The sequence below is a fragment of the Rickettsia endosymbiont of Seladonia tumulorum genome, assembly GCF_964030815.1.
In the GTDB taxonomy this organism is placed as follows: domain Bacteria; phylum Pseudomonadota; class Alphaproteobacteria; order Rickettsiales; family Rickettsiaceae; genus Rickettsia.
The window spans coordinates 668,162-683,722 of the sequence record NZ_OZ034963.1; the positions used below are offsets into that span (position 1 = coordinate 668,162).

Below are 15,561 nucleotides of genomic sequence, written 5' to 3' on the forward strand. Positions count from 1 at the left end.
TCTTGCTAATATTTACTAACTATGCATAATACGCTTTTTTGATATTCAAGGAGGATAAATGAAATTTACTAAATTTTTTTGTATAACAGTTGAGAGTGATGATAATGAGTATGATATAAATTATATTGCAGAACATATAATTTATAATAGTAAAAGCAAGAAAATTACGTTAGAAGATTTACAAGAACTACAAAAACTATCAAATTTACCGAAACATATAAAACAATTATTTCTATTGAATTTAGAAAGTAAAATATCTGATGAAAGGTTACATAGTCTTAACGAAAAAATAATGGAGCATGCTGTGGGTTTATCTGTTTCTGAAGATCTAAGTTTTTTTCTACGCAAATCAGATGATTCTATATTACGTAACTTACTTTATTTAGAGGCAATAAGAAATAATTTTACCGCTGAATTTAATGAAGAAGGAGATCTAACAATTAATTTTCCTAATTCAATATTGCAGCTTTATAAACTATTAGTTAATAATTTTTATTTGAAAAAGTTTAAAGATGATGAAACTCAGAAAAAAATATATAATTTATATCAAAAAAATTTAAAAGATGAAAGTAAAGATGAGTTAGAAAATCATTATGTTAAACAGAGCTTAGCAGAAAGTACAATGTGTTTATTTATAAGTAAATATATTAATGAGCATGATCTAAATAAAGTATTTAAGTTGCCTATATTTAAACGCAAATTAGATAATTCATTAGAATTAGGATATCCAGACAATAAAGATACTAGAGTAATAGTAGTTAATAAAGTATTAAATGATATAGATAGTATTTATATTAGTAATTTAGCATCTTCAGATATTTTAGAATCAGTAATGTATAGTAAATTAGATGATGAAATAATTACAGTAAAAGTTTTAGGAACTATTGAAACAGAATTATGACCTACGAGCTACTATCCTAAAATTTTAGTGATATAGTCAGTAAAAATTCATGGTAATTAGTTTATTACATATTTAATATAATTGTGTCATTAAGTTATTACCATATATGTTAAAAGAATCAAAGAAGAATCAAAATTCTATTACAAATAAAAATCTAGCAGATTTAGTTATTGAAGAATTAGAAAATGAGAATTTTGATTTAAAAGTTTTAGAAAAAATACAGCAAGCCTTTAGTACTGCAAGTAAGCAAAAGCAGAGAGAAGCTTTTATATCTATTATAAATACAAATCTTAAAAATAATCAGTTACATAAATTAAATAGGGCAGTAATGGAACATGCAAGCGAGCTAATGCCGGTTAATGACCCGAATTTTGTTTGTCGTACTACTGATAATAAAATTTGGGGAGAATTATTATTATTAGAGGCAAAACGTCATGGTATGAAAGCCGAACTTAACTCCAAGTTAGAACTACAGCCTCTTAATATCAAAAATATACCTCAAGAAATATTAAACCATTATTTCGTTCTCAAACAAAAATTTTATCCCCAAAGGGATTCCAAAGACTCAATAGATAGTAGGATTGCTCAAAGTATTAATTTTCTGCTATATGCTCCTCTTTTTCGAGAAATAAAAGAATATGAGAAGTTATCTGATATGGATAAACTGATCGCAGAAAGTGACATACGAAACCCTAACGGCAAATATGTTCAAAATTTGGTAGAGAAAAAATTAGCAGCATATATAGAAAAGCATTCTAATACTCAAGAAAAATACGAGAATAAAAAAAATGAAGAAAAAGAAGCTGAAATATCTTCAATAATTGAAACATCAATAGGAAAGTTAGAGCAAAATAAAAAAATAGCTATTGAAGGTCAACAACGAGAGAAAATTAAGAGACGTATATCTAGATTTTTAGAAGAATTTTCAATTGAATTACTAACTTCTAACAAAAAAAAGTTAGTAGATATAATCCATCAAGAGCTTTATCAAAAAAGATCTGTATGGTCAAAAATAGTTAATTATTGCGGTATAAAATATTATAAGATTTCAAAAGAAAACCTTAAAAATATAAAAGAAGTAATAGGTAGTAAAATTTGTTACTTTACTATGAAACCAGAAGTAAGAAAGCAGTTAGAGCAGCTTTCAAAGCAGCTACATAAATCAGGTGCAGTAATATCTTCAGTTGATAAAGATAAGCAGAAAAACCTAAAAGAATTAAAGGAAAATTTTAAAGAATTGAAGAAATTAAAAAATCCAGTATTGCCGTCGAAAATTAAACAAACTAAATCTAAAACAAAAGCAAATCCTCCCCTGCCTAAAATCTAGAGCTTTTTATTTATGCTATACCAGAAAGACGTGAGCAAGACTTAAAAAGGTGAGAAAACCTAAAGCATCGGTTAGGGTAGTCAGAAAGACGCCAGAGCCAGCAGCTGGGTCAATATCGAAATAGTGCAGTAATATCGGAATAGCAGAGCCAAATAACCCTGCTACCAGAAAGTTTAAGATTACAGCAATAGCAAAAATTACGCTAAGATTAAGGTCCATCAGCATCACAAAGCTAAGTCCTGCACCGATGATTGCTAGCACAAAGCCGTTAAAACCCGATACGGCTATTTCTTTCAAGATTATTTTACTTACGTTACTATAATGAATATCTTTATTGGCAAGTGCTCTAACCGTAACTGTCATAACTTGCGTACCTGCATTGCCGCCCATAGAGGCTACAATAGGCATAGTAGCTGCAAGTGTTACAAGCTTTGCAATAGTATCATTAAAATGATTAATAATAAGCGAAGTCATGCAAGCGGTAATCAGATTAACAAATAACCATGGAAAACGATGTTTTACAGTGTAAAAGAAGTTAAAGAAAGTATCTTGTGTATGCACACCGCTTAGCGATAATATATCCTTTTCGGCTTGTTCTTCAATAATATAGATTATATTGTCAATAGATACGCTACCAATTAATTTACCATTTTTATTGACTACTGGTACTATAGTTAAAGCATATTGTTTAAAAATGAAACTAAGTTCATTTAAATCGGTGAAACTATCAGCCAGTTTAAAATCTTTACTCATTAAATTTTTCACCAATTCATTTTTTTCATGCTTAATTAAAGTACTAAGCGAGATGATACCGATAGGACGCAGTTTATTGTCTGTAACAATAGCAGCGTGGAAGTCATTTTTGACAGTTTTTATAAAATTTAACGACTCTTTAACAGTCCAATTTTCTTGAAGATTAACAAAGTCTCGCTCTATTACCCTTCCTACTGTATTTTCTGGATATGTACACCCAATAGTGATTTGATGTTTTTTTTCTTTAGAAAGATTGCTTAATATTAAATCTTTAATATCATCATCTAAGTCAATTACAACTTCAATAGCATCTTCTATATCTAGCTTATCAATTAATTCTGCTGATTTTTTTATGCCAAGAGTTTCTATTATTAAAGGTTTGCTGTAAGCATTTAGTGAAACTAAAGTTTCAGGTTTGATTTTGTCTTGTAGTAGTGGAATGATTATTTTGTAGATTTTAGGACTTAAATTATCTAAGAAATCAGCTAAATCAGCATAATGAAGTTCTGCAAGCCTACTAGCCGCAGCATTATAATTATGATCTTCTAATAAATCATTAATTTGATCAAAAATTTCAGCAAATTGATCATGATGATCAGGTAATATGCTTTTGAACATACTGAAATTAGGCATAATCCCTTACCTATAGTCAATTGATTTGAACGCATGTAGCAGGTTGTTCGTCGTCTTGCCTATTATTATAAGCTCTACCCTCACGCCTGTCACAAAATTCAACTGAATTGACTATAATAGTCTGGCTTGCAGACTTATTTAATTATAATTATTTACTGGTTAGCTAGGTTTGACGTAGAATGGTGTACGATTTGTTAATCAATATAAATTACAGAACAAAAATAAGCAATAGTTTTTTAACTATGCTCAATAATAGAACCTCGTTTATCTACTCTTTAAATTTATTAGATATATACTTATAATAGAAAAGCTTGTATAATGCTCCCTTATTAGTTACAATAATAAAATTATGTCAGATAGAAAAGAGCATGATAAGTTTTTTCAGCAAGCTTTAGCAAATCCATTAATAGCTAAAGAATTCTTTGAGGAATATTTACCAACTGAAATAAAAGTTTTATTCTTACCCTCTACTTTGAAATTGAAAAATGATAGTTTTATAGAGCCAAGCTTAAAAGAAACTATTACAGATGTTTTATATTCTGCTAAAATTAATAATAGAGATGGTTATATATACATTTTGTGTGAACACCAAAGTAGTTCCGACCCTCTTATGGCTTTTCGCCTGTTTAAATATATGTTAAATATTGCTGAAAGACACTTAAATTCGCATCCCGATTCTAAAAAGTTTCCTTTTATATATCCGTTAGTATATTCAAATGATCATAAAAAATATACTGCTCCTTTAAATTTGTGGGATTTATTTGAAAATAGCGAGTTGGTAAAAGAAACTTGGAGCAACGATTATCAACTAATCAACTTGTTTGATATTCCTGATGAACAATTAAAAGAAAGATCTTGGCTTGCTCCTTTACAAATTCTAATGAAATATATAAATGAGCCTGATTTATTACCAAGATGGAAACAACTAGCCGATACTTTATCGGTGTTTGCTGACTCTAATAGTGGAGTCGATCATATAAAATCAGCTATATCGTATACTTTGACTAAAATAAAAGAAGATGATAAAATAGAATTAGAAAAAATACTTAAATCACATTTAAATCCTAAATTAGGAGCAAATATTATGGGAAGTTTAGCACATCACTGGGAGCAACAAGGTATTGAAAAAGAAAGAGCCAAAAGTAAAATAAAGTTAGAAGCTAAATTAAAAAAAGAAAAATTTACTATAGCTAAAAAGATGCTAATAGATAAAGAACCTATAGCAAAAATTATAAAATACACTGATTTAAAAAAAGAAGAAATTGAGAAGTTAAAGTAAATTTAAAAGTCAATGATATGGTGCGGTCGAGAAGACTTGAACTTCCAATCTTTTTACAGAACAGCACCCTCAATGCTGCGCGTCTACCAATTTCGCCACGACCGCTTAAAGCTTCTTATATAACAGATTATTAGTATAACATCAATAGTATTTGTTATGACCGTCATTGCGAGGAGATTCGCAGAATCGACTTGGCAATCTCAGGAGTATCATACTATTTTACGAGATTGCCGCACTCGCTTTGCTCGCTCGCAATGACGTCATCAAGACAAACTTACTACAAAACTTGGCATAACCGATTGTTTTTCAGCTGCTTTTCTTAAATTAGATAGCTTATCATCAATATTATCAAACTCGAGGTGATAATCTCTAGAATTACCTGTTAAAACTAAACCTGAATCTATGCCAAGCCAATTAGCTGCAAGTATATCAGTATAAAAAGTATCGCCTATCATTAATATACGATTCTTAGTTACACTAGGACATTCTTGTAAAACTTTGCTATATATCTCTTCGTAAGGTTTACCGCTATAGATTACTTTACCGCCTAGCTGTATTATTTTCTGAGCATAATAACCGCTACAATATCTATAAATTCCGTGTTGATTTATCCCAAGGTCAGGATTAGCACAAATATTGACTATCTTGCGTTCTACGACAATTTTAAATAGCTCATCAAATTCGTTTAAATCTAAATTTTTACTTTCATCTCTATAAATTGTCATTAGGAGAATATTAGCTTTTTGAATATCATCAGTGATAGGGCACTGTATGCCGTTTATGATATCATTTTCTAGATGACCTAAATGATATATTATCGGCTTTTCAATACCAAAACGCTCTTTACTCTCTAAAATCATCTGTACAGCTACTTCACCAGAGCTAATAATCATTTCTGGCTTAGCATTTAATCCCCAAGATTTGAGTGTCTGATGTAGAGAGAAAATATTTCGTGGAGCATTAGTAACAAAATATACTTTTTTCTGCTCAATAATTTTATTAATATTCTGCACAACATTAGGGTAGGTGTGACCGCCTTCGACTATTACGCCCCAAAGATCAAACAAAAATACGTCATAATCATCCATCACATCAAAAATATTTTTTAACTTTAATTTATCCATTGTTATCTCATCATATTTACATTTACTAATCTGATAAGTTCCGTTATAGTTATTTTTATTGTCTCTAGCAACAAATAAAAGTATACTCGTTTTATTTGAAAAATTGGCTACGTTGTCTTTTGCTGATAATCCTCACGTATTAAGTATACGCTGCGGTTATCAGCTTCAAGCCGCCTTGCTCTTTTCCAAATAAAACTTCGTCTACTAGCTTTTTATTTATCTTAATAATATAATATGTCGGAATTTGAAGAAAAGTTGAATGAATCATCATATGGTGCTGATTCTATTAAGGTTTTAAAGGGTCTTGAAGCTGTAAGAAAAAGACCAGGAATGTATATCGGTGATGTCGGTGACGGATCTGGTTTACATCATATGATTTATGAGGTAGTCGATAATGCTATCGATGAAGCATTAGCCGGTTATTGTGATTTAGTAAGAGTCGTTTTAAATAAAAACGGCTCGGTAACCGTATCTGATAATGGGCGAGGTATACCTGTTGAGATTCATGAGGAAGAAGGTATATCGGCAGCTGAAGTAATTATGACGCAGCTACATGCCGGTGGTAAGTTTGATCAGAATTCTTATAAGGTTTCTGGTGGTTTGCACGGTGTTGGTGTGTCGGTCGTAAATGCTCTTTCTGATTGGCTTGAGCTACGTATTTGGCGTAATAATACAGAGCATCTTATTAGATTTAATAACGGGATAACAGAAGCACCGCTTGCAGTTATTAAAGAAAATGTAGACAAAAAAGGTACAGAAGTTACTTTCTTCCCATCAGTAGAAACCTTTACTAATATAGAATTCGATTTCAATATAATAGAACATCGTCTTCGTGAGCTTGCTTTCCTAAATTCTGGAGTAAAGATTTTACTAACAGATAATAGATTTGAAGAGGTAAAAGAAGTAGAATTTTATTATACAGGCGGAATTGAAGCTTACGTAAAATATTTAGATCGTGCAAAACACGCTGTTCATTCATGTATCGTAGTTAATGCAGATAATACTGAATCTGGTATAAGCCTTGAGCTTGCTATGCATTGGAATGATTCTTATCATGAGAATATATTGTGTTTTACCAATAATATTAGACAACGTGATGGCGGAACTCACCTTAGTGCATTTAAATCAGGGATAACACGTGTTATTACCGCTTATCTTGAAAATACCGGTCTTAATAAAAAAGCGAAAAATGCTTTTAGTGGAGAAGATACTAGGGAAGGGTTATGCTGCGTACTTTCTGTTAAAGTGCCTGATCCTAAATTTTCCTCCCAAACTAAAGATAAGCTGGTAAGTTCTGAAGTAAGACCGATTGTTGAAAATGCTGTTTATACGAAAGTTCTTGAGTGGTTTGAAGAACATCCAGCCGACGCAAAGCTCATTATAAACAAAATTATGGAGGCAGCTAATGCTCGTGAAGCTGCTAGAAAAGCAAGAGAATTAACTAGAAGAAAATCAGTATTAGAAGTATCGAACTTGCCAGGTAAGCTTGCAGATTGTCATGCCAAAGATCCGGCAGTTTCTGAATTATTTATAGTAGAGGGAGACTCAGCGGGTGGTACAGCAAAGCAGGGTAGGGATAGCAAAATTCAAGCTATATTGCCTCTGCGTGGTAAAATCCTAAACGTTGAACGTGCAAGGTTTGATAAAATGCTTGGCTCGGATCAAATTGGTACATTAATTACAGCTCTTGGAACAGGTGTTGATAACCGAGAATTCTCTCTTGAAAAACTAAGATATCATAAAGTTATTATTATGACTGATGCTGACGTTGACGGGTCACATATTAGAACTTTATTACTTACGTTCTTTTACCGCCATATGCCAGAGCTAATAAATAAGGGATATTTATACATAGCACAGCCACCTCTTTATAAGGTAAAGAAAGGAGCAAGTGAGCTTTACTTAAAAAATGAGCAAGCACTGCAAGATTATTTAGTAAAATCAGCAATTAGCGATGCTACTTTAACTTTAGATAATAAAGAGCAGCTGGCAAACGAAAATCTAGAAGAACTAATGAGTAAAGTCATAAAGTTCAATAGCTTACTTGATCATGCTAGCAAAAAATTTAACCGCTCTATCACTGAAATTTTGGCAATTAATGATCTACTTAACAATAAAATATTTAATGATGAAAGTGATTCAAGACTTAAAAAAGCTTTAAATGCATTAAATAGTTTAGAGCAATCACCCGATAAAACAGATTGGGAAGTTTTAAAACATGAAAATAAAATAGAATTTTTCCGTTTTAGTAGAGGCTTAAAAGAGCGTAAAATTTTGCTAAGAGAGCAGTTAGAATCATTCGAATTTATAAATATATCAAAACTTGCTCTAACAATTTTTGATATATTTAATAAGCAATTAAAGCTAGTAGTAAAAAACCAAGAATTTGATATTTTAACTCCTAGCATATTGCTAAATACTATTATAGATTGCGGAAAAAAAGGCATCAGCGTTCAACGCTTTAAAGGACTCGGTGAGATGAATTCAGATCAGTTATGGGATACTACCCTTAACCCTGAAATAAGAACTTTATTGCAAGTAAGAGTTGCAGAAATCGATGAAGCTGAAGGTATATTCTCCACGCTAATGGGTGATGTAGTCGAACCTCGTAGGCAGTTCATACAATCGAATGCATTGAACGTTGTAAACCTGGACGTATAGTATACTCGTTTTATTTGAAAAGTTGGCTACGTTGTCTTTTGCTGATAATCCTCACGTATTAAGTATACGCTGCGGTTATCAGCTTCAAGACGCCTTGCTCTTTTCCAAATAAAACTTCGTCTACTTACTCTTCATGTTAAGAATATGTATATTTTTCTTGCGGTTTACTATGTCATTCCCGCGGAGGCGGGAATCCAGAAAAAAGTCTGTCATACCGCGGCTTGACCGCAGTATCTCAGGACACATTCTATGGCACAAGATCCCGTGATCAAGTCACGGGATGACAATATAATTGACTGGACTCCTGCCTCCGCGGGAATGACATTATAAATATTTATGCAAAAATTAATTATTCACGGCGGTAAACCTCTCAAAGGTATTATCAATATTAGCGGTGCTAAAAACGCTGTGCTTCCTATTATGGCAGCTTCTATACTGACTGATAAACTACATATTACTAATGTTCCAAAATTAACGGATGTTAGTACTATGAAAGAATTACTAAAAAGTCATGGAGCAGGCATTGAAATAATAGAACATGAAAATGAGTTCGAATTAGTAATTAATGCTGCAAATATCAACAACTTAACGGCAGATTACGAGATAGTTCGTAAGATGAGAGCATCTATTTGGGTGCTTGGTCCTCTGCTTAGCCGTTATGGTAAAGCAAAAGTATCTCTACCTGGTGGTTGTGCCATTGGAGCTAGACAAGTAGATCTGCATATTGCAGTTTTAAAGGCTATGGGAGCTGAAATTACAATTGAAGATGGTTATATTAACGCTTCAACGGCAGGGCGTTTAAAAGGTACTCATTTCATTTTTGATAAAATTTCGGTTGGAGCTACTATCAATGCCGTACTTGCAGCTGTTCTAGCAGATGGTGAAACATTGCTATTTAACTGTGCTAGAGAGCCTGAAATAGTGGATTTATGTAACTGTCTTAATAAGATGGGTGCAGATATTTCCGGAATTGGTACAAGCAAAATAAGAATAAACGGCAAAGATTCTTTAAGTGAAGCAAGTTACAGAGTTCTACCTGATCGTATAGAGGCAGGGACTTATATGTTTGCCGCAGCTATTACTAAAGGTGATTTAAAACTTTACGGCATTGATTATCATATCATAGAAAATATTGCTTTAAAACTCATTGAAACAGGTATAAAAGTTATGCCTATAGATAATGGAGTGCAGGTAACTTATGCAGATAAGTTAAATGCCGTAAATTTAGAAACTAATCCATATCCAGGCTTTGCTACAGATTTACAAGCACAATTTATGAGTCTTATGACTATTAGCCAAGGTTCTTCAATAATTACTGAAAATATTTTTGAAAATCGTTTTATGCACGTACCTGAATTATGTAGAATGGGTGCGGATATAACAGTACGGGGTAATCAAGCAATAGTACAAGGCGTTAAAAGCTTAAAAGGTGCGGAAGTTATGGCAAGTGACCTTAGAGCTTCGGTATCGCTGATACTAGCAGGTCTAAGTACTGATAGTGAAACAGTATTGCACCGTATATATCATTTAGATCGCGGATTTCAAAATTTAGAGAAGAAATTAAATAATTGCGGTGCGGATATAAAAAGAGTATAATACAAATTATTTATTGTTATAGGTTAATGTAATGCCGTGACTTATGCTTAGGTTGTTGCATGGCTTGAAAAATTGTATTTTTATTACTGGATGCCGCAGGTACAAGCAACTAAATGACACAAGAACTTAATAACATAAAAAATTTATTATTTTAACGGAGAGAATAATGGCAAGAATTACAACAGAAGATTGTAGTAAAGTTATAACTGATAGGTTTCAGCTAGTTATTTATGCAACTAGATATGCTAAGTTATTAAACTATAAAGTAGAAACTAATCAAAGCAAGAAAGAAAAGCGTGATAAACCTCCGGTTATCGCATTACGCAGAATTGCTTCTGGAAAAGTATCAGTAGCTCAGTTAGAACAAGATTTTATTAATAGCCTACGTACAAGAAGTAGAATAGAGCCTATTGTTAAACAAGACGAATCAGAAGATTTAGAAGAAAAATTTGAATATTTACCAGAAGTTTATATTGGAGAAGATTATTCTGATTTAGACGATCAAATTTTTACTGAAGAAACCGGTGAAGACTTTGAAGATAAATAAATGATTATAGGTGTTGGTACGGATATAGTACAGATTCCTAGAATTGAAAAGATAATAAAATTATATCCAGAAATTTTTCCTAAAAGAATTTTAAATACCGAAGAATTAAAAAAATTTGCTTTGCTAAAGAAAGAAAGTCATGCTACTTTTTTGGCAAAGCGTTTTGCTGCTAAAGAAGCAATTAGTAAAGCTTTCGGTGTTGGTATAGGGCGTGGTATTAATTTTAAAGATGTCACGGTGCTTAATGATGAATTAGGCAAGCCAATAGTAAAGATAGATTCAGTTTATACTCAAAAACTTCCTCCTTTTAATATCCATCTTTCCCTCTCTGATGATTACCCCATTTGTGTAGCTTTTGTAGTTATTGAGAAAATTATTTTATAAGTACAGCACATTCCATAAAGGTCGATACAAGCGAATTTTGTAGGATTTGCCTGTGCTCACGTAGTTTATCTACGCTGTGCAGGCTCACCTTTAAATTCATCTTGTCTAGACCTTTTTGAAACATGCTGTACCAACATCCATAATATAAGTCAATAAGAATTAAGTTTAATAATAGCATGAATAAAAGCTAAGAATGACAGCTAAAGCAAGTTTAGGCAGTTTACGATGATTTTTAATTTATTTATTATCAATCATATTAAGATTTGATATTTTTTTGTTCATAATTATGAAATTTATATATTAATTAGTTCAGAATGTAATTTTAAGACGTGTTTGTCATTATCTCCTTTAATATAATAAGCTGGATTTTGCTCACTAGCGTTACGTTTAATTTCTTTATCCTTAATCTTTTTAATTATAGGATCATAATAAACTTTTTGAACTGTACCCTTGAGCTTTTTTCCGTACCATTTCCAAAAAACTATAGAACCTTCTTTATGAAAATTTGACATCGTATTATTTATAATATGTTTTTTGCATGTATGTATTATAATAGTATTGGACAGTTTTTATTCTATGTCATTCCTGCGGAGGTGCAGTAGTGTCCGGAAAAAAATAAACGTTGTTATTATTAGGTTTTTTCGTCATTGCGAGAAGAATTACAAAGTAATTCGACGAAGCAAGGAAGTAAAAAAATGCTAAAATTAGTTATTTTTTACTATTTTTCTGGATTGCCACGCGGTCTACGACCGCTCGCAATGACGGTTTTAATAATACTCCAATTTTCTCCGGACACTACTGTAGCAACGGCGGGAATCCAGCATAAATCGAGCTTTTATATTCTAAAAAATTGCTGTATTTAGACTTTTTTTCCTGGATTCCCGCTTCCGCGGGAAAGTATTGTTGCGTGGATCGAAAAACGCCCTAAGGTATTCATCTAGTTGCTTGGGAACTAGATCCAGAAAATAAAAAGAATACTAATTTTATTAGTATTTTTAACTGGATCCCGTGATTTATTCACGGGATGACAGGGGGGAGAATGATCCACGCAGGTAATGCCGCCACGGGATGACACTGATGGTGCTTTTTAATCCATGCAACAGAATGAAAATGTTTTTAACGTTTTACTAGCTTGTTATAATATTCTGCTAAGACTTTTACGCCATATAGCCATATTAAACATACTATAATAAAACTGAACATTAATAAGCCTGCTATATCATTATGCACAGCATTTGGGAAGATGCTAAAGGATACGAATTGAATAATAGCACCTATCGATTTACCGATCTTAGTTCCCATAACATCAACGGCAGCTTTACCTTTGGTTTTCATTTCGCTATCTAGCGGAATATACACCATTTCTTTAGTAGCGTCAAAAAGTGAGTATTTTACTGATTTAGCAAGCACATGCCACAAACCGCCAATAAAAACTATTACAATAAGCGGTGAGCTATAACCCAGCGTATCTATAATATTTTTTAAGTGATTTTCGAACACTGTAAAGGAGAAAAACATCACGCCCGCTCCAAACATCATAATAGGTGTAATAATTGCTCCCCAGAACCAACCGCATAATCTAATTAAACTGCTTCCTAAAAATGCACTAACTAAAGTAAGTACCCCTGTCCAAAAAAATACCTTACCGTGATATGAAATAAAATCTTTTGTATCAGGATATAGTTGTTTTACTTTGGACATCCATAATCCTTCAATTAAGCTAATGCTCATCGAATAAGAGATTAAAAGAATACAAATAAAACCAAGATATTTAGAAGTTAATATTATTTTTGTACTTTCAATTAAGCTTAATTTTAATATATCTGTTCTTTGATTTTTAAATTTGATGTTTTTATCGGCTTCTACAATTTTTTTATCGATAAATTTATGCAGAGCTAAACAAATTAATCCTGAGACTAAAATAACGCTAACAAATGATTTTAAAAGAATTTCATTGGTGTCGCTTAAATGAGAAAATAATGGCAATAGGAAATGTTCGCTTTTAGCAAAATAGATAATTATTGTTCCGGAAATTAGTAGATTGGTTTGTCCAAATAAAGTAAAAAATGAGTAAAACCTAGGTGCTTCTTCGACCTTAGTAATTTTATTTGCTAGCTGCCAATATAAGAGAGTAAAAACTATTACAGGCCATAACTCGCCCATTATATAAAATAATACTAAGCTCCATTGTCCCCAAATTATTATAAACCATTTTAAATGTGGAAGTAATGTTATGTAATGTTTGACTAATTCAGGATCAGGATGAAAAAATTCTCTATATGGAAATAGAACAAAACCGAAAATAGCGAAAAAAAGCAAAAAAGTACCGGTAATTATTCTAAAAACCTGTTCCGTGGTCATTATATTACAGAGTTTAAAATAGAGAATAACGAATAAAACACCCATTGGCATTTCACCCCAAAGCTTGATAAAACTAAGTACCTCCGTACTAATTAAAGTAACAACAAAACTATCCTTAATACTGCGAACTAAGTTCTGATTAAGTAAAATAAAAAACATTAATAAAGCCATAGGTATGAATTTGGTTAATTCATATGATCTAATCGGCCAAACTATATGCCTAAATTTACTATTTCTTGCTCTATTCCAAAAGGTGAAGTTAGAATTCACGGCGTTCATTAATTTACCTATGAGCTTATTTTATAGAGTGTTAAAGAACTCTAATGCAACCTAGACTATAATAAAAATTATGTCAAGATTTTTAAATAAGGTCATAGTATATTGTTATATTTAATCGCTGCTTCAACAAATCCAATAAATAAAGGATGAGCTTCAAAAGGTTTTGATTTAAACTCCGGATGAAATTGTACTCCCACAAACCATAATAATTTTGGTAATTCAATTGCTTCCACAATCTTTTTATCTTCTGAAAATCCGCTAAACTTTACGCCATTTTTTTCAAAAATATCTTGAAAATCATTGTTGAATTTGTATCTATGACGATGTCGTTCACTTATTTTAAGTTCTCCATATGCATTAGCAGTAATACTATCCGATACTAAATTACATGTATAAGAACCAAGACGCATAGTCTTTTTTACATTTTCTATTGTGATATCTGATGGATTAAAATCCTCATCATTTTTGCTTATTCTTTCAATAATTTTTGTACCAGCTGTTTTAAACTCTTCCGTTACAGCATCTTTAAGACCTACTAAATTACAAGCTATTTCAATAGCAGCAAGCTGCATCCCAAGACATATGCCAAAAAAAGGTATATTATTAGTTCGAGCATAATTTACTGCTAAGATCTTTCCTTCTGTTGCTCGCTCACCAAATCCACCTGGAACTAATATTCCGTCAACACCTAATAATTTTTTAGAAATATTTTCATTGGTTACATTTTCTGCATTTATCCATACTAAATTAACTTTATATTTATGATATATGCCAGCATGGTCAAGAGCTTCGATTACTGATTTATAAGCATCTTTTAATTTATGATATTTAGCTATAATAGCGATTCGTACTTTTGAATGAGATTCTTTTAATCTTTCAATTATCTCATGCCATCTATTTAATTTAGAAGGTGCAATAGTAAGATTAAAAAATTTTAATACTTTATTGTCAAGCCCATAATCATGGTAAGCAAGAGGTACTAAATATATATTTTTCTGATCTATTGCCGGAATAACATACTCAGAGTCTATATTACAAAATAGAGCTATTTTTTCTATTTCGCTTTTAGCAATTTTGCGTTCTGCTCGGCACACTAAAATATTCGGCGAAATACCGATAGTGCGGAGTTCTTTTACAGAATGTTGAGTAGGTTTAGTTTTTAGCTCACGAGCAGTTTTAACATATGGTAATAAAGTTAGATGAATAAATAAACATTGTTTGCTTTTTAATTCATTTCCGATTTGTCTTATAGCTTCAAAAAAAGGCAACCCTTCAATATCACCTACTGTACCGCCTATTTCGCAAAGTACAAAATCAAAACCTTTGGTATTAGAAAGTATAAAATCTTTTATTATATTTGTAACATGTGGAATAACCTGTACAGTAAGACCGGTATAATTTCCTAATCTTTCCTCCTTAAGTAGTTTTGAGTATACAGCACCTGTTGTGATATTATCAAACTTACAAGCAGGCACCCCTGTAAAACGCTCATAATGCCCAAGATCAAGATCAGTTTCAGCCCCGTCATCGGTAACATATACTTCACCATGTTGATGAGGATTCATTGTTCCAGGGTCGACATTTAAATAAGGATCTAGTTTCCGTAAACAAACTTTAAAACCTTTTGCTTGCAAAAGCATTGCAAGAGAGGCGGCAGTTAGACCTTTACCTAAAGATGAAACTACTCCGCCTGTAATAAAGATAAAACGCACCATT

General features: G+C 31.9%; 12 protein-coding genes and 1 tRNA gene. 7 read left to right on the plus strand and 6 right to left on the minus strand.

Going from position 1 to position 15,561, the window contains the following annotated elements; genetic code table 11:
- Positions 1 to 58 precede the first annotated feature (58 nt).
- Both AAHF54_RS03300 and AAHF54_RS03305 read left to right on the plus strand, forming a co-directional pair.
- The gene (locus tag AAHF54_RS03300; protein WP_341789138.1) at positions 59 to 901 is read left to right on the plus strand and encodes a DUF5410 family protein; all 843 of its coding nucleotides are present in this window, start codon (positions 59 to 61) and stop codon (positions 899 to 901) included.
- 106 nt (positions 902 to 1,007) lie between these two features.
- Entirely contained in the window at positions 1,008 to 2,228 is a 1,221-nt protein-coding gene (locus AAHF54_RS03305) for a DUF5410 family protein (protein ID WP_342170210.1), read from the plus strand.
- Between the two features lie 15 nt (positions 2,229 to 2,243).
- Here AAHF54_RS03305 and mgtE read toward each other — a convergent pair whose 3' ends face one another.
- The gene (gene mgtE / locus AAHF54_RS03310; protein WP_341789140.1) at positions 2,244 to 3,614 is read right to left on the minus strand and encodes a magnesium transporter; all 1,371 of its coding nucleotides are present in this window, start codon (positions 3,612 to 3,614) and stop codon (positions 2,244 to 2,246) included.
- Positions 3,615 to 3,963: 349 nt separating this feature from the next.
- On the opposite strand from mgtE, the gene AAHF54_RS03315 reads away from it, so the two are divergent.
- The gene (locus tag AAHF54_RS03315) at positions 3,964 to 4,893 is read left to right on the plus strand and encodes an Rpn family recombination-promoting nuclease/putative transposase (protein ID WP_341789141.1); all 930 of its coding nucleotides are present in this window, start codon (positions 3,964 to 3,966) and stop codon (positions 4,891 to 4,893) included.
- A gap of 18 nt (positions 4,894 to 4,911) precedes the next feature.
- Here the strand turns inward: AAHF54_RS03315 and AAHF54_RS03320 are convergent.
- Together AAHF54_RS03320 and AAHF54_RS03325 are read right to left on the minus strand one after the other, a co-directional pair.
- Positions 4,912 to 4,998: transfer RNA gene (locus tag AAHF54_RS03320), tRNA-Leu, on the minus strand.
- A 158-nt stretch (positions 4,999 to 5,156) separates the two neighbouring features.
- Positions 5,157 to 6,017 carry a TIGR01459 family HAD-type hydrolase gene (locus AAHF54_RS03325; protein ID WP_342170211.1) on the minus strand — a complete coding sequence of 287 codons (861 nt, stop codon included), beginning with the start codon at positions 6,015 to 6,017 and terminating at the stop codon, positions 5,157 to 5,159.
- A 234-nt stretch (positions 6,018 to 6,251) separates the two neighbouring features.
- Between AAHF54_RS03325 and gyrB the strand changes: the two genes are divergently transcribed.
- From gyrB to acpS, 4 genes are all read left to right on the plus strand, one after another.
- Positions 6,252 to 8,678: a DNA topoisomerase (ATP-hydrolyzing) subunit B gene (gyrB, locus tag AAHF54_RS03330; RefSeq protein WP_342170212.1), complete on the plus strand. Its 2,427-nt coding sequence runs from the start codon at positions 6,252 to 6,254 to the stop codon at positions 8,676 to 8,678.
- Between the two features lie 336 nt (positions 8,679 to 9,014).
- Positions 9,015 to 10,274 carry a UDP-N-acetylglucosamine 1-carboxyvinyltransferase gene (murA, locus tag AAHF54_RS03335; RefSeq protein WP_341789144.1) on the plus strand — a complete coding sequence of 420 codons (1,260 nt, stop codon included), beginning with the start codon at positions 9,015 to 9,017 and terminating at the stop codon, positions 10,272 to 10,274.
- Between the two features lie 166 nt (positions 10,275 to 10,440).
- The gene (gene rpoZ / locus AAHF54_RS03340; RefSeq protein ID WP_342170213.1) at positions 10,441 to 10,821 is read left to right on the plus strand and encodes a DNA-directed RNA polymerase subunit omega; all 381 of its coding nucleotides are present in this window, start codon (positions 10,441 to 10,443) and stop codon (positions 10,819 to 10,821) included.
- On the plus strand, positions 10,822 to 11,205 hold the full coding sequence (acpS, locus tag AAHF54_RS03345; protein WP_341794255.1) for a holo-ACP synthase: 384 nt from the start codon (positions 10,822 to 10,824) through the stop codon (positions 11,203 to 11,205).
- Between the two features lie 293 nt (positions 11,206 to 11,498).
- On the opposite strand, the gene AAHF54_RS03350 is transcribed toward acpS, so the two are convergent.
- The 3 genes from AAHF54_RS03350 to AAHF54_RS03360 form a co-directional block, all read right to left on the minus strand.
- Positions 11,499 to 11,717: a DUF2945 domain-containing protein gene (locus AAHF54_RS03350; RefSeq protein WP_341789147.1), complete on the minus strand. Its 219-nt coding sequence runs from the start codon at positions 11,715 to 11,717 to the stop codon at positions 11,499 to 11,501.
- Positions 11,718 to 12,321: 604 nt separating this feature from the next.
- Complete coding sequence (gene tlc2 / locus AAHF54_RS03355; RefSeq protein ID WP_341789148.1) at positions 12,322 to 13,845, minus strand: nucleotide exchange transporter Tlc2; 1,524 nt, start codon at positions 13,843 to 13,845, stop codon at positions 12,322 to 12,324.
- A 92-nt stretch (positions 13,846 to 13,937) separates the two neighbouring features.
- On the minus strand, positions 13,938 to 15,560 hold the full coding sequence (locus AAHF54_RS03360) for a CTP synthase (protein ID WP_342170214.1): 1,623 nt from the start codon (positions 15,558 to 15,560) through the stop codon (positions 13,938 to 13,940).
- Between the last annotated feature and the right edge of the window lies 1 nt (position 15,561).